At 61.4% G+C, this 20,772-nt stretch carries 23 protein-coding genes and 1 tRNA gene; 17 read left to right on the top strand and 7 right to left on the bottom strand.

The annotated features are described in order from the left end of the window. Window positions 1–11 precede the first annotated feature (11 nt). From alaC to DM813_RS07000, 4 genes are all read left to right on the top strand, one after another. Window positions 12–1,226: an alanine transaminase gene (gene alaC / locus DM813_RS07015; protein WP_128322915.1), complete on the top strand. Its 1,215-nt coding sequence runs from the start codon at window positions 12–14 to the stop codon at window positions 1,224–1,226. A 210-nt stretch (window positions 1,227–1,436) separates the two neighbouring features. Further along, entirely contained in the window at window positions 1,437–1,811 is a 375-nt protein-coding gene (locus DM813_RS07010) for a YkgJ family cysteine cluster protein (RefSeq protein ID WP_128322678.1), read from the top strand. A gap of 89 nt (window positions 1,812–1,900) precedes the next feature. Continuing rightward, entirely contained in the window at window positions 1,901–2,461 is a 561-nt protein-coding gene (locus tag DM813_RS07005) for a GNAT family N-acetyltransferase (RefSeq protein WP_128322677.1), read from the top strand. A gap of 2 nt (window positions 2,462–2,463) precedes the next feature. Next, a complete protein-coding gene (locus DM813_RS07000) occupies window positions 2,464–3,018 on the top strand; it encodes a hypothetical protein (protein ID WP_128322914.1) in 555 nt (184 codons plus the stop codon). On the opposite strand, the gene DM813_RS06995 is transcribed toward DM813_RS07000, so the two are convergent. After that, window positions 3,011–3,493 (bottom strand): DMT family transporter, encoded by a 483-nt coding sequence (locus DM813_RS06995; protein ID WP_128322676.1) that lies wholly within the window; start codon window positions 3,491–3,493, stop codon window positions 3,011–3,013. The genes DM813_RS07000 and DM813_RS06995 overlap by 8 nt on opposite strands. 89 nt (window positions 3,494–3,582) lie before the next feature. Here DM813_RS06995 and DM813_RS06990 point away from each other — a divergent pair, with 89 nt between their 5' ends. Then, complete coding sequence (locus DM813_RS06990) at window positions 3,583–4,488, top strand: LysR family transcriptional regulator (RefSeq protein ID WP_128322675.1); 906 nt, start codon at window positions 3,583–3,585, stop codon at window positions 4,486–4,488. A gap of 66 nt (window positions 4,489–4,554) precedes the next feature. Beyond that, window positions 4,555–4,935, top strand: coding sequence for a lysozyme inhibitor LprI family protein (locus tag DM813_RS06985; RefSeq protein WP_128322674.1), 381 nt, complete (start codon window positions 4,555–4,557; stop codon window positions 4,933–4,935). A gap of 9 nt (window positions 4,936–4,944) precedes the next feature. Here DM813_RS06985 and mnmH read toward each other — a convergent pair whose 3' ends face one another. Both mnmH and selD read right to left on the bottom strand, forming a co-directional pair. After that, a complete protein-coding gene (mnmH, locus tag DM813_RS06980) occupies window positions 4,945–6,048 on the bottom strand; it encodes a tRNA 2-selenouridine(34) synthase MnmH (RefSeq protein WP_128322673.1) in 1,104 nt (367 codons plus the stop codon). Next, window positions 6,048–7,082, bottom strand: coding sequence for a selenide, water dikinase SelD (gene selD / locus DM813_RS06975; RefSeq protein WP_128322672.1), 1,035 nt, complete (start codon window positions 7,080–7,082; stop codon window positions 6,048–6,050). The genes mnmH and selD overlap by 1 nt, the downstream gene beginning before the upstream one ends. Before the next feature lie 123 nt (window positions 7,083–7,205). Here selD and DM813_RS06970 point away from each other — a divergent pair, with 123 nt between their 5' ends. From DM813_RS06970 to phnE, 4 genes are read left to right on the top strand one after another with little or no spacing between them, the layout of a single operon-like run. Then, window positions 7,206–8,060, top strand: coding sequence for a putative selenate ABC transporter substrate-binding protein (locus DM813_RS06970; protein ID WP_128322671.1), 855 nt, complete (start codon window positions 7,206–7,208; stop codon window positions 8,058–8,060). Continuing rightward, complete coding sequence (locus DM813_RS06965; RefSeq protein ID WP_128322670.1) at window positions 8,057–8,851, top strand: phosphonate ABC transporter ATP-binding protein; 795 nt, start codon at window positions 8,057–8,059, stop codon at window positions 8,849–8,851. Before DM813_RS06970 ends, DM813_RS06965 begins: the two co-directional genes overlap by 4 nt. Then, a complete protein-coding gene (locus DM813_RS06960) occupies window positions 8,845–9,672 on the top strand; it encodes a PhnE/PtxC family ABC transporter permease (RefSeq protein WP_128322669.1) in 828 nt (275 codons plus the stop codon). Before DM813_RS06965 ends, DM813_RS06960 begins: the two co-directional genes overlap by 7 nt. Further along, window positions 9,669–10,436: a phosphonate ABC transporter, permease protein PhnE gene (phnE, locus tag DM813_RS06955; RefSeq protein WP_128322668.1), complete on the top strand. Its 768-nt coding sequence runs from the start codon at window positions 9,669–9,671 to the stop codon at window positions 10,434–10,436. The genes DM813_RS06960 and phnE overlap by 4 nt, the downstream gene beginning before the upstream one ends. 11 nt (window positions 10,437–10,447) lie before the next feature. Here the strand turns inward: phnE and DM813_RS06950 are convergent, their stop codons facing one another. Then, window positions 10,448–11,098, bottom strand: a complete 651-nt coding sequence (locus tag DM813_RS06950) for a hypothetical protein (RefSeq protein ID WP_128322667.1) — start codon at window positions 11,096–11,098, stop codon at window positions 10,448–10,450. A gap of 70 nt (window positions 11,099–11,168) precedes the next feature. Next, complete coding sequence (locus DM813_RS06945) at window positions 11,169–11,645, bottom strand: GNAT family N-acetyltransferase (RefSeq protein WP_128322666.1); 477 nt, start codon at window positions 11,643–11,645, stop codon at window positions 11,169–11,171. 100 nt (window positions 11,646–11,745) lie between these two features. Here DM813_RS06945 and DM813_RS06940 point away from each other — a divergent pair, with 100 nt between their 5' ends. Then, on the top strand, window positions 11,746–12,957 hold the full coding sequence (locus DM813_RS06940; RefSeq protein ID WP_128322665.1) for a YeeE/YedE family protein: 1,212 nt from the start codon (window positions 11,746–11,748) through the stop codon (window positions 12,955–12,957). A gap of 82 nt (window positions 12,958–13,039) precedes the next feature. Here the strand turns inward: DM813_RS06940 and DM813_RS06935 are convergent, their stop codons facing one another. Beyond that, window positions 13,040–13,912 (bottom strand): LysR substrate-binding domain-containing protein, encoded by an 873-nt coding sequence (locus tag DM813_RS06935; protein WP_128322664.1) that lies wholly within the window; start codon window positions 13,910–13,912, stop codon window positions 13,040–13,042. 132 nt (window positions 13,913–14,044) lie between these two features. Between DM813_RS06935 and DM813_RS06930 the strand changes: the two genes are divergently transcribed. Genes DM813_RS06930 through DM813_RS06915 form a run of 4 tightly spaced genes read left to right on the top strand, consistent with a single transcriptional unit; the run spans window position 14,045 to window position 18,282 of the window. Beyond that, on the top strand, window positions 14,045–15,097 hold the full coding sequence (locus DM813_RS06930) for an agmatine deiminase family protein (protein ID WP_128322663.1): 1,053 nt from the start codon (window positions 14,045–14,047) through the stop codon (window positions 15,095–15,097). A gap of 4 nt (window positions 15,098–15,101) precedes the next feature. Further along, the gene (gene aguB, locus DM813_RS06925; RefSeq protein ID WP_128322662.1) at window positions 15,102–16,010 is read left to right on the top strand and encodes an N-carbamoylputrescine amidase; all 909 of its coding nucleotides are present in this window, start codon (window positions 15,102–15,104) and stop codon (window positions 16,008–16,010) included. Between the two features lies 1 nt (window position 16,011). Continuing rightward, window positions 16,012–17,115 carry an extracellular solute-binding protein gene (locus DM813_RS06920; protein ID WP_128322661.1) on the top strand — a complete coding sequence of 368 codons (1,104 nt, stop codon included), beginning with the start codon at window positions 16,012–16,014 and terminating at the stop codon, window positions 17,113–17,115. Window positions 17,116–17,157: 42 nt separating this feature from the next. Continuing rightward, complete coding sequence (locus DM813_RS06915) at window positions 17,158–18,282, top strand: agmatine deiminase family protein (RefSeq protein WP_128322660.1); 1,125 nt, start codon at window positions 17,158–17,160, stop codon at window positions 18,280–18,282. 76 nt (window positions 18,283–18,358) lie between these two features. Here DM813_RS06915 and DM813_RS06910 read toward each other — a convergent pair. Continuing rightward, window positions 18,359–18,443: transfer RNA gene (locus DM813_RS06910), tRNA-Leu, on the bottom strand. Window positions 18,444–18,551: 108 nt separating this feature from the next. On the opposite strand from DM813_RS06910, the gene queA reads away from it, so the two are divergent. Then, complete coding sequence (gene queA, locus DM813_RS06905) at window positions 18,552–19,601, top strand: tRNA preQ1(34) S-adenosylmethionine ribosyltransferase-isomerase QueA (protein WP_128322659.1); 1,050 nt, start codon at window positions 18,552–18,554, stop codon at window positions 19,599–19,601. A 14-nt stretch (window positions 19,602–19,615) separates the two neighbouring features. Further along, window positions 19,616–20,731 (top strand): tRNA guanosine(34) transglycosylase Tgt, encoded by a 1,116-nt coding sequence (gene tgt, locus DM813_RS06900; RefSeq protein ID WP_164897216.1) that lies wholly within the window; start codon window positions 19,616–19,618, stop codon window positions 20,729–20,731. The last annotated feature ends 41 nt before the right edge of the window (window positions 20,732–20,772 follow it).

Genomic DNA, 20,772 nt, shown 5'->3' with positions numbered 1-20,772 from the left:
TCGAGGAAGCCATGGCTGACCAAGGTTCGCCGCGCCGTTTTGCGCGCATTGATCGTCTCCCCCCTTACGTCTTCAACATCACCGCCGAACTCAAGATGGCCGCACGCCGTCGTGGCGAGGACATCATCGACCTGAGCATGGGCAACCCTGATGGGGCCACACCACCGCACATCGTCGAAAAGCTGGTTCAGGTCGCCCAGCGTGATGACACCCACGGCTACTCGACTTCTCGCGGTATTCCACGCCTGCGCCGAGCCATTTCGCGCTGGTACAAAGAGCGCTACGAGGTCGAGATCGACCCGGAAAGCGAAGCCATTGTCACCATCGGTTCCAAGGAAGGCCTGGCGCACCTGATGCTTGCCACGCTGGACCATGGCGACACGGTGCTGGTGCCTAACCCCAGTTATCCGATTCATATCTATGGCGCAGTGATCGCCGGCGCGCAGGTACGTTCGGTGCCACTGGTGCCGGGGGTGGATTTCTTCAACGAACTGGAACGCGCGATCCGCGAATCGATCCCGAAACCGAAGATGATGATTCTCGGTTTCCCCTCCAACCCGACGGCACAGTGCGTCGAACTGGACTTCTTTGAACGGGTGGTGGCACTCGCCAAGCAGTACGATGTGCTGGTGATCCACGACCTGGCCTACGCCGACATCGTCTATGACGGCTGGAAGGCGCCCTCGATCATGCAGGTGCCAGGTGCCAAGGACATTGCGGTGGAGTTCTTCACCTTGTCCAAAAGCTACAACATGGCTGGCTGGCGTATCGGCTTCATGGTCGGTAACCCGGAGCTGGTCAGCGCGCTGGCGCGAATCAAGAGCTATCACGACTACGGCACCTTCACACCGCTGCAAGTCGCGGCAATCGCGGCGCTGGAAGGCGATCAGCAGTGCGTGCGCGACATTGCCGAGCAATACCGCCAGCGTCGCAATGTGCTGGTCAAAGGGCTGCACGAGCTGGGCTGGATGGTGGAAAACCCCAAGGCATCCATGTATGTCTGGGCGAAAATCCCGCCAGAGTACGCGCACCTCGGCTCGCTTGAGTTCTCCAAGAAGCTGCTGGCCGACGCCAAGGTCTGCGTGTCCCCGGGTATCGGCTTTGGTGACTATGGCGACGATCACGTGCGTTTTGCCCTGATCGAAAACCAGGACCGTATCCGCCAGGCAGTGCGCGGTATTCGCCAGATGTTCCGTGCCGACGGGGTAGGCAAGGCGCAGAAATAAACCATTCAGCAACAAGCTTGCTCTCACAGACCTGTGGGAGCAGGCAACAGCCTGCGATCGGCCATGAAACGGCCGCCATCCTGGCCCATTCAACCGCCCGTCAGGCGCAAACTATTTATACATCTCCCCCCTTCCCAAAGCGCTGGCGAAGCATAGAATGGCGGCGGGTTTTCTCCCAATAACGATAAACTTACCCCCCGTCTTTTCATCATGTCCGAACATAATCCTTGTTTGAACTGCGGCGCCTGCTGCGGGTTTTTCCGTGTGTCTTTTTTCTGGGGTGAGTGCACATCGGCGGGAGGCTTGGTGCCCGACGATCTGGTGGTACAGATCAATCCTACCCGGGTAGCGATGATCGGCACCGACAGCAAACCATGCCGTTGTATCAGCCTTGAGGGCGAGATCGGCAAAGGTGTCAGCTGCAGCATTTATGAACAGCGCTCCAGCCCTTGCCGCGAGTTCGAGGCGGCCTGGGTGGATGGTCAGCCCAACCCGAGTTGCGACGCAGCCCGGGCGGCCTACGGTTTGCCACCGCTCGAAGCCAACGAGCCGATCTGGCCGCCGGAGGGGGCGGAAGTCGCCTGAAGGTAGTCCCCGTCAGGTCGCTGCGTGCGCAGCGCCTGACAACCTTACGGTAGACTGTGCGGCTCTTCGGACAGAACAGGAGTTCTACCGTGTCGCACCTTCACGCCTTTCCCCACGACCTTCGCCTGTACAGCCCGCGCCTGGACTTGCGTCCCATGGGTGCCGAAGATGCCGGTGCCTGGTTTGGCATCATGGCCGATCCGCAGGTCATGCGCTTCTGGAACCACGCTCCGTGGCGCACTCTGGATGAAGCGCATGCTGCATTGCTGGCTGATCGGCAGGCTTTTGCGCAGGGGCACTTGCTCAAGCTGGGTATCTACCGGCGTGACAGCGGTGAACTGATCGGCATGTGCCAGTGTTATCACTTTGATCGTAACTCACGTCGCGCGGAAATCGGTTACTGCCTGGCCAGTGGCGCACAGGGCCAGGGCTTCATGAGTGAGGCGCTGGAGCACTTCATTCAGTACCTGTCCCGGGACTTGGATCTGCGCCGACTTGAAGCGGAGATCGACCCACGCAACACTGCCTCGGCACGCATCCTCGAACGCCTGGGTTTCGTCCTTGAGGGGACCCTGCGTGAACGCTGGTGTGTGGCTGGCGAACTTTCTGACTCCGGGCTTTATGGCCTGTTGCTTGAGCGTGCCGAGTGAAGCTGGCTGGCCGCTATGTCTCCCTCACGCTGGCGCTGTTTTTGGCGAGCCTGTGTTTCAATGCCATGTACTTGAGTGGCGACGGGCGCCTGCATGCCTTGCAGGCATTGATCTATGGCCCGTGGGGCCTGGTCTTCGGCATGTACGGCTGGTTCGCCAATCCCGTGCTGGGCCTGGCGATTCTCGTGCACCGTCGTTGGCACCGTGTGTCGCTGGTACTGGGGCTGGTGGCGTTGTACCTGGCGCTGACCAGCCTCGGGATAGAACGAATGCCCGACAACCGTAGCTATAACTTCGTCAACCTGACGCACTTCGCCCCGGGGTTTTACATCTGGCTGCTGGCGATTTTGGGCTTTTGCCTGGGGCAAGCCTGGTGGTGGCGTCAGGCGCGTCGGGGTGAGGCGATACCCGGCTGGCACTGGCTGGACGTTGTGCTGGTCGTGATGCTGGGTTTAACCATCAGTTTCGCCATCCAGGCGCCCAGCCTGCGGTTCGAAATCAATCGCGCGCTGGAACCGCCACCCTATGTTCAGCCGAAGGGGACGAACGCTATCTAGCCGACGTCGACGTTCCCCATTGCACCACCAGCATGCCGAGTACGATCAGGCCGACCCCGGCCAGGCGCAGGCCGTTCACCGGACGCTGCGCCAGGCCCATCAGGCCCCACTGGTCGATCACCAGCGATGACACCACCTGGCCGGCAATCACACACACGATGAATCCGGCAGCACCCAGGCGCGGGGTGAGCATCAGAGCTGCGGTGATATAGGCAACCCCGGCCACGCCGCCCAGCCAGGTCCACCAGGGGGCCTGGGCCAGCGCGCCGATCTGCGGCAGGGGTGCGCGCATGACCAGCAGCGCGGGGATCACCATCAACACACTGACCCCCAGCGATACCAGCGTTGCCCACAGGGGGTGACCGAGCAAACGGCCCAGAGCGGCATTGCTGCCGGCCTGGAACGGCACGGCAGCGCCAGCGAGCAGGGCGATTGTCAGCGGCAACAGCGCGGCAGGCGCAAAGGAAAAACTCATGGCAAGACTCCTTGAAAATGGCTTGGTAAAGTCTTTGCTATCCATGTTGGTAATGGAAATTCGAATGCTGCACTGGAGTTATTCGCCTGATGGATGATCTGCGCCGTATTGACCTGAACTTGTTGCTGACCCTGCATGCCTTGCTGGTTGAACAGCACGTGTCACGCGCAGCGTTGCGCCTGCACCGCAGCCAGCCGGCGGTGAGTCACGCACTGGCGCAACTGCGCGAACTGTTTGCCGACCCGTTGCTGGTGCGTCGTGGTGGCCGGCTGCAAGCTACGGCGCGTGCGCAGGCCTTGATCGAGCCGTTGCAGCAGGCGCTGGAGCAGCTCGATACCTTGCTTGCCCATCCCGGTTTCGATCCCGGCAAAGCGCGACGCAGCTTTCGTCTGGCGATGTCGGATTACGGCGCGCGGGTGGTGTTGCCAGGGCTGATGCGGCTGCTGCGCGAGGAAGCGCCAGGTGTTGACCTTGTGGTATCGCAGGGGAGCCGGGAGGCGATGCTGGGCCAGTTGTTCGATGGTGAGGCTGATGTGGCGCTTGGCGTGTTTCCGGAGGTGCCCGCAGAGTTGCGGATTGAATCTCTGTTCGAGGAGCGCTTTACCTGCATTGCCGACCGTAGCGAATTGCCGAGCCGGGGCGGGCTCGACCTGGTGGACTGGTTGGCGAGGCCACATGTACTGGTAGCGATGCGGCCCAGCATCGACAATGAAATCGATCTTGCGCTGACGGCCATCGGCGCCCGTCGCCGGGTCGCATTGGCGCTACCTCACTGGGCGGCGGCCCAAGAGGTGATTGCTGGCACTGACCTGATCCTCACCGTAGCCCGGCGCAGCCTCGACAATGGCAAGCTCGACCCGCGCCTGCGCCGCTTCGAACCGCCGCTGGCGATCAAGGCCTTTGGCTTTCAGCAGGCCTGGCATCAGCGCCGTGAAGGTGATGCAGGGCACCGCTGGTTGCGCGGGCGTATTGCCCAGGTATGTGCAGCGTCTTGAACCCCGTGCTGTTGCGCAAGGCCGCCGTACCTTGCATGCTGAGGTCCCTTACAAGGAGTTGCCTGAATGAACCGTACGCTGCTGGTCGCAAGTCTGATGACGGCCATTGTCCCGTTTGCCGTCGCCCAGAGCGACTCGCCTGCCTACAGCCAGTGTATGCAGACTGCCCAAACCACCCTGGACATGAACAACTGCAACGGCGCCGAGATCGACCGCCAGGATGCCCGTCTCAATAGCGCCTACAAGAAGGCCATGGCGACCCTGGAGCCAGCTCAGCAGTCGCAGTTGCGCGATGCCCAGCGACTATGGATCAAGTACCGCGACGCCAACTGCAAGCTGTACTTCAGCCTCACTGGCGGCACCATCGATCAACTCAATGGCGCCGGGTGTGTGCTGGAGTTGACCAAGGCACGCGCAGACGAACTGGGCAAACTGCTCGAGCCTTGAGGAGGGTGATCAGCGCCGCGCGGCACGGGCTCGCAGGTATTCGCGCACCTCGGTGTGATTGCCGGCAAACTCGATGCGCCCGGCCTTGCTGTCGCGGTGGTAGGCGTACATCGGGTCGTAGTATTCGCTGAGCAAGCCGCTGATCCAGGCGCGATGCAGGTCTACGGCGCCACTGCGCAATTGCTCGTCCAGCGCCTGTTGCAGCTGCCCGGAAAAACGCTGATAGCGTTCACCGCCCAGGCGCTTGAGGATGTTGTGCATGCTTTGGGTCAGGCGTTCGGCGAACAGGCTGAAGCCGCGCTCGTCTCCGTACAGCGCCACGAACTCGGCGCACAAGTTGGTCACGTAGTCGCCAAGGATACGCTCGACACGGTTGTCGAAGCTGTCTTCCAGCCACACCAGCGGGTAGCGCTGCATGCCTTGGTACAGTGCCAGCGGCAACGAACAACTGCCAACGATACGGCCTTCATCTTCCAGCACGAACTGCTCTATACCGCCGGCGCGCTTTTTCAGCACATCGATCGCCAAACGGTTTTCGAAGTCGATTTGCACCGGTTGGCCGGTGGCGCGTTTGCCAAAGCTCGAACCACGGTGGTTGGCATGGCCTTCCAGGTCCAGCGCATTGTCCAGCACCTGCAGTACTTCAGTCTTGCCGGTGCCGGTAAGGCCACCGATCAACACAAAGTCGCATTTGGCAACTGCCTGCTCGGTCGTTTCGATCAGAAAGGTACGCATGGCCTTGTAGCCACCGATGACCTTTGGGTACTGAATGCCGGCTTCTTCCTTGAGCCACTGTTGAACGATCTGCGAGCGCAAGCCGCCACGAAAGCAGTACAGATAACCTTGCGGGTTGGCCCGGGCGAAGGCCGCCCAGGCTTCAACGCGTTCATCCTTGGTCTGGCCGTTGACCAGTTGATGGCCCAGGGCAATGGCCGCTTGCTGGCCGTGCTGCTTGTAGCAGGTACCGACCTTCTGCCGCTCCAGGTCGGTCATCAACGGCAGGTTGATCACCTTGGGGAAGGCGCCCTTGGCAAACTCGACCGGGGCGCGCATGTCCATCATCGGTACATCGTTGAGAAACAGCTGGCGGTAGTCGGTGGTGTTGTCACGCATTACAGCACCTCAACCGCATAACGCTGTCGCTCGACCAGTTCGCCGACCGATGCCAGGTTCAGGCCCAGTTCGGCGGCAACCGCGAGAAATTCTGTTTCGCCTTCAGGCGTCACGGCCACCAGTAGTCCGCCGCTGGTTTGCGGATCGCACAACAGGTGTTTTTGTTCCTCGCTGAGCGGGGCGATTTTCTCACCGTAGCTCTCGAAGTTGCGCAGGGTGCCGCCCGGTACGCAACCTTCGGCCAGGTAGTATTCGACGCCCGGCAGGCGCGGCACGGCGCTGTAGTCCAGGCGTGCGCTCAAGCCGCTGCCATCGGCCAACTCGACCAGGTGGCCCAGCAGGCCGAAGCCGGTGACGTCAGTCATGGCCATGACGCCCGCGAGCTTGCCGAAGCGGCTGCCTGGGGTGTTGAGGGTGCACATCCAGTCGCGGGCCAGGCCCTTGTCCTGATCTCGCAGTCTGGATTTTTTCTCGGCGGTGGTGAGGATGCCGATACCCAGAGGCTTGGTCAGGTACAGGCGGCAGCCTTGTGTCGCGGTGTCGTTGCGCTTCATGTGGCGCTTTTGCACCACACCGGTCACTGCCAGGCCAAAGATCGGCTCGGGGGCATCGATGGAGTGACCGCCGGCCAGCGGAATGCCGGCCTCGGCGCACACGGCACGACCGCCACGAATCACTTCGCGGGCCACTTCCGGGGCCAGCACATTGACAGGCCAGCCGAGAATGGCGATGGCCATCAGCGGATCACCGCCCATGGCGTAAATATCGCTGATGGCGTTGGTGGCGGCGATGCGGCCGAAGTCATAGGGGTCATCGACAATCGGCATGAAAAAGTCGGTGGTCGAGACCACGCCGCGTTCGTCATCGAGGGCGTAGACGGCAGCGTCATCGCGCGAGGCATTGCCGACCCAGAGTTTCGGGTCCAGGGCCTGGGTGCCGCTTTCGGCAAGAATCACTTCAAGCATCTTCGGAGAGATTTTGCAGCCGCAACCGGCACCATGGCTGTACTGGGTCAGACGAATCGGCTCGCTCATACGCACCTCGAGAAATCATGAGGCCCGATTGTAGCAAAGCTGGTCTTTGCGCCGATGCCTCTTATAATTCGGAAGCCAGCCTGATGTTGGCTATTTCCCCGCTATTGAACCGGAGAACCCTTCATGCTCAAACGTCCCCTGGCGCTGTTTGCCGGCCTTGTGCTGTCTTGCTCATCCCTCCTGGCCCAAGCGGCCGACACCCTGAAAGTGAGTGCCATTCCAGACGAAAACCCCACCGAACTGCAGCGCAAGTTCAAGCCACTGGGTGAGTACCTCGAGCAAAAGCTGGGCATGAAGGTTGAATTCGTACCGGTAAACGACTATCCGGCCGTGGTCGAGGCACTGGCCACCGACCGCCTGGACATGGCCTGGCTGGGCGGGTTTACCTTCGTTCAGGTGCATTTGAAGAGCCCGACCGCGACGCCATTGGTGCAGCGTGAGCAGGATGCCAAGTTCACCAGCAAGTTCATCACCGCCAACCCCGATATCAAGAGCCTGGCCGACCTCAAGGGCAAGACTTTTGCCTTCGGTTCGATTTCGTCCACCTCCGGTAGCCTGATGCCACGCTACTTCATGCTCAAGGACGACAACATCAAGCCTGAAACCTATTTCAGCCGTGTCGCCTATTCCGGCGCTCACGATGCTACCGCCGCCTGGGTGCAGGCCGGCAAGGTCGACGCCGGTGTGCTCAACGCCAGTGTCTGGGACAAACTGGTGGCTTCGGGCAAGGTCGACACCAGCAAGGTCAAAGTATTTGCCACCACCCCGAGCTATTACGACTACAACTGGACCGTGCGCGGCAGCCTCGATCCGGCCTTGAAAGCGAAGATCAAGCAGGCGTTCCTCGACCTCGACCCGGCCAAGCCTGGCGATAAGGCGATCCTCGACCTGCAGGCCGCTTCGCGCTTCATCGAAACCAGCCCGGACAACTACAAGGGCATCGAGGAGGCTGCTCGCGCCGCTGAGTTGCTCAAGTGACGATCACGCTTACCGGCACCAGTCTGCGTCATGGTCAGGTTCAGGCGTTGCATGCGATCGACCTGCAGGTGGCTGCCGGTGAACGGGTGGCGATCATCGGCCCCTCGGGGGCCGGCAAGTCCAGTCTGCTGCAACTGATCGCCAGTGCCATGGCGCCCACCACCGGCAGCGTCGAGCTGCTCGGTGAGGCGCCCTGGCGGCTTTCGGCGCGTGCGCGTCAGCGTCTGCGTGCACGCATCGGCCTGATTCACCAGGCACCGCCGCTGCCACCGCGGCAGCGGGTGGTGACCGCCGTATTGGCCGGACGCCTCGGGCAATGGAGCACGGTGCGCGGCCTGCTTAATCTGCTGCATCCATCGGATATTCCGGGTGTACGTGCCGTGTTGGCGGGGTTGGGCATGGCCGACAAGCTCTTTGCCCAGTGCGGGCAACTCTCGGGTGGACAATTGCAGCGGGTGGGTATCGCCCGGGCCTTGTACCAGCAGCCACAGCTTCTGCTTGCCGATGAGCCGGTTTCGGCCATGGACCCGGTGTTGGCCGAGCACAGCCTGAAAACCCTCAATCAGCACGCCAGTGAACGCGGTATCACCCTGGTCGCCAGCCTGCATGCCGTGGAGCTGGCGCTGGCGCATTTCCCTCGGGTGATCGGTATCCGCGAAGGGCAGGTGGCGTTTGATCGCCCGGCTGCCGAGGTCACCAGTGACATGCTCGATGCGCTATACGCCAACGAGCACCTGGGCTCGCCGCCGCTGCCCGTGCCGACGCTGAACCTGCAGATTCCACGATGCTGACGGCCGACAAGCGCGACCCGGCCGCGTTACCCAGGCTGTTGCTGACCGTGCTGGCGATTGCCTTGCTGTGGCCGGGTATCCATGTCAGCGAACTTAATCCTGGTGTGCTGCTGGAGGCTGAAAACCGTCGCCAGATGGGCAGTTTCATCAGCGGTTTCTGGCCGCCGGCACACGATTACGAGTTTCTCGCGCTGCTTTGGGAGGCGATTCTGCAAACCCTGGCGATGGCAACGGCAGGCATGGCCCTGGCGCTGTTGCTGGCGATACCGGCCAGCTTGCTCGCCAGTCGGGCGCTGTCCCTGGGCGCCGCCTCGCGCGGGGGGCAACTGGGGTTCTGGTCGCGCACCTTGCGTCTGCCGGTGCGCGGGCTGCTGATCTTCCTGCGCAGCGTGCCGGAAATCGTCTGGGCCCTGCTGTTCGTGCGTGCGGTAGGCCTGGGGCCGACCGCCGGTGTGCTGGCCATCGCCATCACCTACAGCGGCATGCTCGGCAAGGTGTATGCGGAAATCTTCGAATCGATCAACCAGCGCCCTGCGCATGCGCTGATGCAGGCTGGCAGTGGCCGCCTGAACGCCTTTTTCTACGGCATCCTGCCGGGTGCTGCGGCAGAGCTGGTGTCTTACACGGTGTATCGCTGGGAGTGTGCGATCCGGGCGTCTGTGGTGATGGGTTTTGTAGGTGCGGGCGGGCTGGGGCAGCAGATTGACTTGTCGCTGCGCATGTTCGCCGGTGCCGAAGTGGCAAGCATGCTGCTGGCCTTCCTTGTGCTGGTATGGCTGGCCGATCAACTGAGCCGGCTGTTGCGCGGGAGGTTGGCATGAGGCGGCTGATCAATGCCTCCCTGATCCTCGCCTTGCTGGCGGCGGTGGCCGGGTCGTTTGCCTACTTGAGTCTCGATTTGCAGGCGCTGTTTGGTAACGGTGGATTAGGGCAGATGGGCGCCTATGCGGCGCGCTTTCTCAGCCCCGACCTGAGCCCCGAACAGCTGCGCGCGGTGGGCCGTGGTGCCCTGGAAACGTTGGCGATGTCCGGCTTGGGCACGTTGCTCGCAGTCATCCTTGGTCTGTTGATTGCCTTGCCGGCCGCCGGGCGTTTCGGCTGGCCGCTGCAAGGTACTGCACGCCTGCTGCTCAATGGCCTGCGGGCGATACCGGAACTGGTCTGGGCAGCGCTGACCGTGTTGGCGGCAGGCCTGGGGCCGAATGCCGGTACCCTGGCGTTGGCATTGCACACCACCGGCGTGCTGGGACGCCTGTTTGCCGAAGCTCTGGAAAACACCCCGCCAGAACCCGCCGCTGCCATTCGCTTGCAAGGCGGCAGCCAGGTGACGGCGTTCTGCTTCGGCACCTTGCCAAACCTCTGGCCGCAGCTGCTGGCCTATAGCCTGTACCGGTGGGAGAACAACATCCGCATGGCCAGCGTGCTCGGTTTTGTCGGTGCCGGCGGCCTGGGGCAGATGCTCTACACCACCTTGAGCCTGTTCCAGGAAGCCCAGGCCAGCACGGTGATTATCGCCATGCTGGTGCTGGTGTTGTTGGTGGATGCGTTGAGTGATGTGCTCAGGCAGCGATTCGTGCGGGCTTGAGCACCCAAAGGTCAAGTTTTGTTGAGATCATGCTCGGCCCACTCCAAGTAACGAATAAGCCGACCTTTGTGCTGCCTGTATCCGTGAACGGTCTGTAGTACGAATACGATCAGAAGCGCGGCAATCAACGCCAGTATCATCGCCAGGTCGCCGTCCTGAAACTTCCACAAACGGGTCAGCTTGATTTTCTCTACTGCGAGGGCTGCACCGAAAGTCATTAGCCAGACAAATACTGTGTTCTGCATCAGGTTCAGTGGTTTGACGGGGTGGCCGGAAATCCTTCCAAACTCCGCCATCCGCTTTACTTGGTTGATCTCGACGCCACTCTGTTTCAACGCATCGAGAAAATGGGCGTAATGCAAGTAGCTATCGCGTTGCAGGAAGGGTTGATCGGCGATTGCATGGCGTTGGTAGTAGTCGCGAAAGTATTGGCCGGCAAAGTATTCTCGCGCCAGAAACAATGCCCAGGTGAACATGCAAACACAGAGCGTCTGCCCGATTGGGCCTAAAGACTTTTTGCACAATAGGCTTGCGATAATTCCAGCAACGGCGACCCAGCAAGGCAGAAGGTGCAGGGCCAACGGATTGCGATAGATCGCAAGCCAGTATTTCGGACGGCTGCGCTTGTAAAACCGCAGCATTTCACTCCATTGATTGAACATCTATACCTCGCGGTGAGAGGAGACTACCTTGAGGTTAACGGCCGAGTTCAAAAAAACCGCAGGTTCTCCGCTACAGTGCCTGCTTCATCTGTATCAGTGCCACCCGCGTATTGCCTGGCCCCTGGCGCTCCTCGATGGCGAAGGGCACAAAGCCCAGTTGGGGGTATAGCAACAGCCCGGCGGTATTGCTGTTGAAGCATGACACCCAGACTTCACGGGCATCGAACTGGCTACGGGCCAGTTCAATCATGCTCTGCACCAGATAGCGCGCCACCCCATGGCCGCGAGCCGCTGGGGCGACCACCACATTACCGAGGGCGCACACACCGCCATGCTCGGCTTTGTAGAAGTTGGCGAAGGCCAGCACCATGCCGTCGCCCTCGACCACTGTCGAACCTTCGCGCTGGGCGATGGCATCGTTCAGTTGCGCTGGTGTCAACGGATACCTGGCTTTGGGGAACATGTAGAACAGTTCGTCCGGGCCCTGGGGAAAACAGCAGAGGGTAGGGATGTCCGTAACTTGGACGGGGCGATGGCTCAGTTGCATACATTGGCTCGCTCAAGGAAGAGGGTGACTGGAATCCTACACCGCTTGGCAGCTGGCACAGCTACAATTACGGCCTGAAAAACCGTCCCCGGATACTGTGATGAGCCTTTCTGTTTCTTCCGTACCTGAGCGCCGCCTCGGTGCACCGCTGTTCGCCCTGGCGCTGCTGCTTGTCGGTGCGTTGTTTCTCCAGGCCAATGTTGGCACTAACCAGGTGTTGTTACTGATCGTTGGTGCAGCATTGGGCCTGACCCTGTACCACGCCGCCTTTGGCTTCACTTCGGCCTGGCGCGTGTTCATCAACGAGCGGCGCGGCGCGGGGCTGCGGGCGCAGATGGTGATGCTGGCGCTCGCCGTGCTGCTGTTCTTCCCGGCGCTGGATGCCGGCACCTTGTTCGGTCAGCCGGTCAAAGGGCTGGTGGCGCCGGCCGGGGTTTCGGTGGTATTCGGTGCGTTCATTTTCGGCATCGGCATGCAGATGGGCGGCGGCTGTGCGTCCGGCACGTTGTTTACCGTCGGTGGCGGCAATGCGCGGATGCTGGTGACCCTGCTGTTTTTCATCATCGGTTCGGTAACCGCCACCCATCACGTTGACTGGTGGTTCTCCCTGCCGTCGTTTCCGGCCACTTCGATTGTTCAGAGCTTTGGCCTGATGCCGGCCTTGCTCCTGAGCCTGGCCGTTTTTGCGCTGATTGCCTGGCTGACGGTGGCGCTGGAAAAGCGCCGTCATGGAAGGCTTGAAGCGACGCCGCACAGTGAGCACCAAGGGCTGCGCCGCTTTCTGCGTGGGCCTTGGCCGCTGGTCTGGGGCGCAGTGGCGTTGGCGCTGCTCAACTATGCGACCCTGGCACTGGCCGGGCGTCCGTGGGGTATTACCTCGGCATTTGCCTTGTGGGGCGCGAAAACCCTCGGCGGCCTCGGTGTGGACGTGGGCAACTGGGCATTCTGGCAGGTGCCGGCCAACGCCAAGGCGCTGGCTTCGCCACTGTGGGAGGATGTGACCACGGTGATGGACATCGGCATCGTTCTCGGTGCACTGCTGGCGGCGGGCCTGGCCGGTCGCTTCGCCCCCAACCTGAACATCCCCACCCGCTCGCTGGTGGCGGCGGTGATTGGCGGCCTGCTGCTGGGCTACGGCTCGCGCCTGGCGTACGGCTGTAACATCGGCGCCTACTTCAGCGGCATCGCTTCAGGCAGTGTGCACGGCTGGTTGTGGTTGGTCGCCGCGTATGCCGGTAACGTGATCGGCGTGCGCATTCGCCCGTTCTTCTTTGAAGGCGAGCGTCGCCCGGCCACGTTGACGGGATGCTGATGGGGCACTCCCACAGGTCTGCGGTGTAGCGGATGATTGTGGGAGCAGGCGAAGCCTGCGATCGAGCGCGAAACGGTCGCCGTCAGCATGCTCCCCCTTCAACTGCCAGGCTCGCCTGCAACCAGGTGCTGAAGCTTCGCGTCAGCGGGCTCTTCTCGCTGTCGCGATGAATCAGGCAACTCCAGTCGGGCCCGCGCACGGTCTGTTCGCACAGCGGTTGTAGCAGGCCCTGAGCGCAGGCTTGTGTCGACAGCAACTTGCTCACCAGCGCAATTCCATGACCGGCACACGCCGCATCGAGCAGCAGCCCGGGATCGGAAAAATTCAGGCCGTTACTGCGCTGGCCTACCGCTTCGCCGCCCTCGACCAGCCAATGGCTCCAGTCCATTTCCCGCTCCCCATGCAAGGTGGTGCGCTGCTCCACAGGAACCTTGAGCAGATCAGGATGGCAGGCCGGATACAGGCGGTCACGAAACAGGGTCTGGTGGCTGCACTCGGCCTGGGCGCTGAGGTCATCGCGCACACTCAGGTCGATGGTCTGCGTCGCCATGTCGGGTGGGTCAAAGCTGGTGAACAGCCACAAATCCACCTCTGGATGCTGACGATGGAAATCCCCCAATCGAGGCAGCAGCCAGTGCCGGGCAAAGGCCGGGGTGGTGTTGACCACCAACTGATTGGGCTTGCGGTATTGCTCAAGACGGCGGATGCCTACAGACAACTGCTGCAGCATGGCCTGGGTGGTGCTTTGCAGGTCGTAACCGGCATCGGTCAGGCTGACGCTGCGGCCGTTGCGAAAGAACAGCGGCTGCTCGAGGAAGGTTTCCAGGCTGCGTATCTGCTGGCTGATCGCCGACTGGGTCAGGTGCAGCTCTTCGGCAGCCTTGTGAAAGCTGCCCAGGCGAGCGGCCGCTTCAAATCCGCGCAGGGCATTCAAGGGAGGCCAGTGCTTTAGCATCGATAAGCTCTACTAATCAGTTGTCGGCTAAATCTATCGTTTGTTCGCGCAATTATGAAGCCATAGCATGGAATCTCTTACCGCGGCAGCGGTTTTCAGTAATTAATATCCCTTAACTGAAAGGTGAGAAACATGCAGCGCAACGGCGATCTGAACACTGGTTGGTTCATGCCCGCAGAGTGGGTAAACCATGCAGCGACCTGGATGGTCTGGCCGCATAACCAGGCCTTGTGGGAGTCGGGCTGGGGTGTGACGCTGGAGCAGGTGCAGGTGGACTTTGCCCGGGTTGCCAATGCCATTGCGCGTTTCGAACCGGTGAAGATGGTGGTTGACCCTTCGGCCCGAGCCAGCGCCAGCGATCTGTGCGGAGCGAACATCGAGCTGATCGAACAGGCGGTCAACGACAGCTGGTGCCGGGATTCCGGCCCGAGCTTTATCTGCCACCCGCAACACGGGCTGGCCGGTGTCAGCTGGCGCTTCAATGCCTGGGGCGGCAAGTCGGCGCATGACCTGGACGAAAGCCTGGCGCGGCGGGTGCTCAACCAGCTCGGCCTGAACTGTTTCGGCACGGCCTTGAGCAACGAAGGCGGCGCCATCCATGTTGACGGCGAAGGCACTCTGATCACCACCGAGTCGGTATTGCTCAATCCCAACCGCAATCCGGGTATGACCAAGGCCGACATCGAGGAGATATTCACGCGCTTTCTCGGGGTGAAAAAAACCATCTGGCTGCCGGGCGACCCGGACTATGTCACCGGCGACATGACCGACGGCCACGTCGATGGCGTCTGCGCGTTTGCCCGTCCCGGGGTCCTGCTGGTTGATGCCACCCGTGACCAGAGTTCGGTGTATGCCAAGGTCGCGCGGGAAAACCGTCGGGCGCTGGAGTTGGCCACCGATGCGCAAGGGCGGCACTTTGAAATGCTTGAGCTATTCGAAGCCAGCGAGGCGGTGGATGTCGATGCCGAAGTGTTCTGTGCCTCGTACACCAATTTCTATATCGCCAATGGCGCGATCATCATGCCGGCCTACGGCATTGAGGCCGATCAGGCTGCGGCCCAAGTGCTGGCCAAGGCCTTCCCGGGGCGCGAAGTGGTACCGGTGCAGATCAACCATCTGGCCCACGGTGGCGGTGGTGTGCATTGCATCACCCAGCAACAGCCTGCCTGGCCGGTGAAGGGGTAACGCCATGACACTGCTGACCGTTGCTACCACGCAGATGCCATGCAGCTGGAACTTGCAGGGCAACCTCGACCAGGCCGAGGCGCTGGTGCGTAAAGCCGCCGCGCAAGGGGCCCAGGTGATCCTGCTGCAGGAGTTGTTCGCGACGCCGTATTTTTGTATTGAGCAGCACCACAAGCACTTGGCGCTGGCCGAGGAATATCAACACAGCAAGGTGCTCAAGCGCTTTGCCGCGCTGGCCGCCGAGCTCGGCGTGGTGCTGCCGTTGAGCTGGTTCGAAAAAGCCGGCAACGCCTACTTCAATTCGTTGAGCGTGGCCGATGCCGACGGCCGCCTGTTGGGCGTATACCGCAAGACGCACATCCCCAACGCCATCGGTTATCAGGAGAAAGAGTACTTCAGCCCCGGCGATACCGGCTTCCGGGTCTGGGACACTGCCTACGGGCGCCTGGGCGTGGGTATCTGCTGGGACCAGTGGTTCCCGGAAACCGCACGTTGCCTGGCGTTGATGGGCGCCGAAGTGTTGCTGTTTCCAACGGCCATCGGCTCAGAGCCGGGCGCAGCCGAGCTGGATTCGCGCGATCACTGGCAGATGGCGATGCGCGGCCATGCTGCGGCCAACATCCTGCCGGTGGTGGCGGCCAATCGCGTGGGGCTTGAGGCGGCCACCACCGACCCCGAACTGCAAATGACCTTTTACGGCTCATCGTTCATCTCCAACCACAAAGGCAAGCTGCTGGTTGAAGCGGACCGCACCACGCCCGGCGTGCTGGTGCAGGCGCTGGATCTGGCGTTGATGCGTGAAGAGCGCCTGACCTGGGGGATCTACCGCGACCGGCGTCCGGAGATGTACGCCGCGCTCCATGGCCTCGATGGCCGTCAAGTCAACGCATGCTGGAAGACTCAAGGGGTTTGACATGAACATCCGTCGCACGCACTTGCTGTTCACCCTTGGCCTGGCGCTGGGGACGACCGGCGCTTCGGTTCACGCTGAGGACAAGACCTTGCGCCTGTACAACTGGGCCGATTACTTTGCCGAAGACACCTTGTCCAGGTTCACCGCCGAAACCGGAATCAAGGTGATCTACGATGTGATGGACGGCAGCGAGGTGCTGGAAGCCAAGCTGATGACCGGGGGCAGTGGTTACGACCTGATCTTCCCCGGCGACACCGTGGCCGAACGGCTTATGCGCGCTGGCAGCTTGCAGGCACTGGACCCGGCAAAGCTTGAGTCGTTGAACGACATCGAGCCTGGCCTGCAGAAGCTGCGCACCCACTACCCGCATGCCGCCAAGGCGACGGTGCCCTACACCTGGGGCACCATCGGCCTGACATACAACGATGAGCAGATCCGCCAGCGCCTGGCGGATGCACCCGTAAACAGTCTTGACCTGTTGTTCAAGCCGGAAATGGCCGCGAAATTCGCCGATTGCGGGATTTCGATGATCGACTCGCCCGACGAGGTGCTGGCGGTAGTGCTCAACTACCTGGGCCGCGACCCGCGCAGCGCGAAGCGCGAAGACCTGGCCGCCGCCAGCGAGTTGTTGCTCACCATCAGGCCGTACATCCGCAAGTTCCAGTCGCAACCGGTGACGGACCTGGTCAACGGCAACCTGTGCCTGTCCCTGGGATACAGCGGCGACATGACCCAGGCCCAGCGTACGGCGGACTCGGCCGGCAAGAAAGTCAGCTTCCAGTACCGCATCCCCAAAGAGGGCACCACGGTGTGGATGGACAACATGGCCATTCCGGTCGATGCCAAACACCCGGAGTACGCCTATACCTTCATCAACTTTGTCATGCGCCCGCAAAACATGGCGGCCATCAGCAATTTCACCGGCTACCCGACTTCGAACGCCAAGGCGCGTCCGGATGTCGACGCGCAGATGCGCAACAATCCGGATATTTACCCGCCGGAGGCGACATTCGACCGTCTGGTCACCGGCAAGGACATTCCACAGTCCGACATGCGTGCGCGGATGCGCGTGTGGACCAAGTTCAAGACCGCACCGGGCAGTTGACTGCCCGGTACCCGAAAAGCGATTTGATAGAGAGTCAAACAGATGCCAACGCGTCGTGAGTTTATAAAGCAGGTTTCAGCGACCGCAGGCCTCGGTCTGGTCGCCTCCATGGGCTTTGGTCTGAGTGTTCCGCGGTCGCTGGCGGCTGGGGGCAAGCAGTGGTTCATGCCGGATGAGGGCGACAAACAGGTGTGTGCCTACGTTTCATTTGGCGCACAGGAGGCCATCTGGGAAGACTTCACTGCCGATGTGCAGGAAGCCATCGGCCTGATTGCCCGTACCATTGCCCGTTACCAACCGGTGGTCGTGCTGTGCCGCGCGCACGAACGCGACCTGGCCGAGGAGCTGTGCGGCAACAAGAACACCACCTTTGTCGTCACCGAACTGGACGACATCTGGATGCGTGACATCGGCGCCAACTTTGTCATTACCGAACAGGGTGACCTGGGAGCAGTCGATTTCAACTTCAATGGCTGGGGCAATAAGCAGCAGCACGGCTACGATGCCCGTGTGGCGCGACTGTTGGCTGACGATGCCGAAGCGACTTACCTGCGTAGCGAACTGGTGGGCGAGGGTGGTGGTATCGAAGTAGACGGGCATGGCACCGGGATCATGACCGAGAGCTGCTGGATCAATGCCAACCGTAATCGTGACTGGAGCAAGGCTGAAGTCGAGGAAGAGCTCAAGGCGCGGCTGGGGTTGCGCAAGATCATCTGGCTGCCGGGCATCAAGGGCAAAGACATCACCGATGCCCATGTCGATTTCTATGCGCGCTTTGTTGAGCCCGGGGTGATCATCGCCAACCTAGATACGGACCCCGACTCCTATGATCACAAGGTGACCAAGGCACATCTGGAGATACTCAACAACGCCACAGATGCCGACGGCCGCAAGCTCAAGGTGCACACCGTGTCGCCACCGCTGAAACCGCGCAACAGCCGGTTCAGCAAGAATAACCCCGACTTTGCCGCAGGCTACATCAACTACTTCGTCATCAACGGCGCGGTCATTGCCCCGCAGTTTGGTGACAAGGCTGCGGATGCGAAGGCCTTCGACCTGCTGACCGAACTGTATCCGGACCGTGATGTGGTGCAGTTGAACATCGATGCGATTGCTGCGGGTGGGGGCGGTATTCACTGTGTGACTCACCAGCTGCCGCAGGTCTGAGGCGGGCGTTACCCAGCGGATTGCCAGAATGACGCCCACAAAAAAGCCGACGATTAAGTCGGCTTTTTCATGCGTTTGGTGCCCCGAGGGAGACTCGAACTCCCACTCCTTTCGAAAACGGATTTTGAATCCGCCGCGTCTACCAATTCCGCCATCAGGGCTTGTGGCGGCGAAGTATAGAGAGGTGCCTACCGTTGGTCAATTAGCTTTCATGGTGAATTTTTGTCTTTTCGGCTAAACTTTGCGGCCCTGTCAAACCGAACACCATCATGCGCGTCGCTGATTTCTCCTTTGAGCTCCCTGATTCCCTGATTGCTCGCCATCCACTGGCGCAGCGCCATAGCAGCCGGCTGTTGACCCTGGACGGGCCGAGCGGGGCACTGGCTCATCGCCAGTTCACCGACCTGCTCGAGCATTTGCGCCCGGGCGATCTGATGGTGTTCAACAATACCCGGGTGATCCCGGCGCGTCTGTTTGGTCAGAAGGCCAGCGGCGGCAAGCTGGAGATTCTGGTCGAACGGGTACTGGACAGCCATCGCGTGCTGGCTCACGTGCGCTCGAGCAAGTCGCCCAAGCCCGGTACGCAGATCCTCATCGATGGCGGCGGCGAGGCCGAGATGGTCGCCCGCCACGACGCCCTGTTCGAGTTGCGCTTTGCCGAAGAAGTGCTGCCGCTGCTGGACCGCGTCGGCCATATGCCGCTGCCACCGTATATCGATCGTCCTGATGAAGGTGCCGACCGCGAGCGCTACCAGACGGTCTACGCCGAGCGCGCCGGTGCGGTGGCGGCGCCGACAGCCGGGCTGCATTTCGATGAAGAACTGATGGGCAAGATCGCCGCCAAAGGCGTCGAAACCGCGTTCGTCACCCTGCACGTTGGCGCTGGCACCTTCCAGCCGGTGCGTGTTGAGCGCATCGAAGACCACCACATGCATAAAGAGTGGCTGGAGGTCAGCCAGGACGTCGTCGACGCCGTGGCCGCCTGCCGCGCGCGTGGCGGCCGGGTGATCGCTGTCGGCACCACCAGCGTGCGCTCGCTGGAAAGCGCTGCCCGTGACGGCGTACTCAAGGCCTTCAGCGGCGACACAGACATCTTCATCTTCCCGGGCCGCCCGTTCCATGTGGTCGATGCCCTGGTCACCAACTTCCATTTGCCCGAATCCACGCTGCTGATGCTGGTTTCGGCCTTCGCCGGTTACCCCGAGACCATGGCCGCCTACGCGGCGGCAGTCGAGAACGGGTACCGCTTCTTCAGTTACGGTGATGCCATGTTCATCACCCGCAATCCGGCGCCGCGCGGCCCCGAGGATCAAGCATGAGTCGCACCTGTCGTATGTCCTTCGAATTGCTGGCCACCGACGGCAAGGCCCGTCGCGGCCGCCTGACGTTCCCCCGTGGTGTAGTCGAAACCCCGGCGTTCATGCCGGTGGGTACCTATGGCACGGTCAAGGGCATGCTGCCGCGGGACATCGAGGCCATTGGCGCGCAGATGATCCTGGGCAACACCTTCCACCTGTGGCTGCGCCCGGGTACCGAAGTGATCAAGGCGCATGGCGACCTGCACGACTTCATGAAGTGGCAGGGCCCGATCCTGACCGACTCCGGTGGCTTCCAGGTGTTCAGCCTGGGCGCCATGCGCAAGATCAAGGAAGAGGGCGTGACCTTCGCCTCGCCGGTCGATGGCTCGAAAGTGTTCATGGGCCCTGAAGAGTCCATGCAGGTGCAGCGTGACCTCGGTTCCGACGTGGTGATGATCTTCGACGAGTGCACCCCGTACCCGGCCGATGAAGATGTCGCGCGCATTTCCATGGAGCTTTCGCTGCGCTGGGCCCAGCGTTCGAAGAATGCCCACGGTGACAACACTGCCGCGCTATTCGGTATCGTCCAGGGCGGCATGCACGAAAACCTGCGGATGCGCTCGCTCGAAGGCCTGGACAAGATCGGCTTCGATGGCCTGGCCATTGGCGGCCTGTCAGTGGGCGAGCCCAAGCATGAAATGATCAAGGTGCTGGATTACCTGCCAGGCCAGATGCCTGCTGACAAACCTCGTTACCTTATGGGGGTAGGCAAGCCGGAAGATCTCGTTGAGGGTGTGCGCCGCGGCGTCGACATGTTCGATTGCGTGATGCCTACGCGCAACGCGCGCAACGGCCATCTGTTTGTCGATACCGGCGTGCTGAAAATCCGTAACGCGTTCCATCGCCATGATGATTCGCCACTGGATCCGACCTGTGACTGCTACACCTGCCAGAACTTCTCCCGTGCTTATCTGCATCACTTGGACAAGTGCGGCGAAATGTTGGGCAGTATGTTGAATACGATCCATAACTTGCGCCATTACCAGCGTTTGATGGCTGGTTTACGCGAGGCTATTCAACAAGGTACATTGGCCGTCTTTGTCGATGCCTTTTACGCCAAGCGCGGGCTGCCTGTGCCGCCCTTGGACTGATGTTCTGTCGATCCCTAACAAGTACTGATTGCAACTGGAGT

The sequence above is a fragment of the Pseudomonas alkylphenolica genome, assembly GCF_004025535.1.
Classification (GTDB): Bacteria; Pseudomonadota; Gammaproteobacteria; order Pseudomonadales; family Pseudomonadaceae; genus Aquipseudomonas; species Aquipseudomonas alkylphenolica_A.
This window is presented reverse-complemented; position numbering and strand designations above follow the sequence as displayed.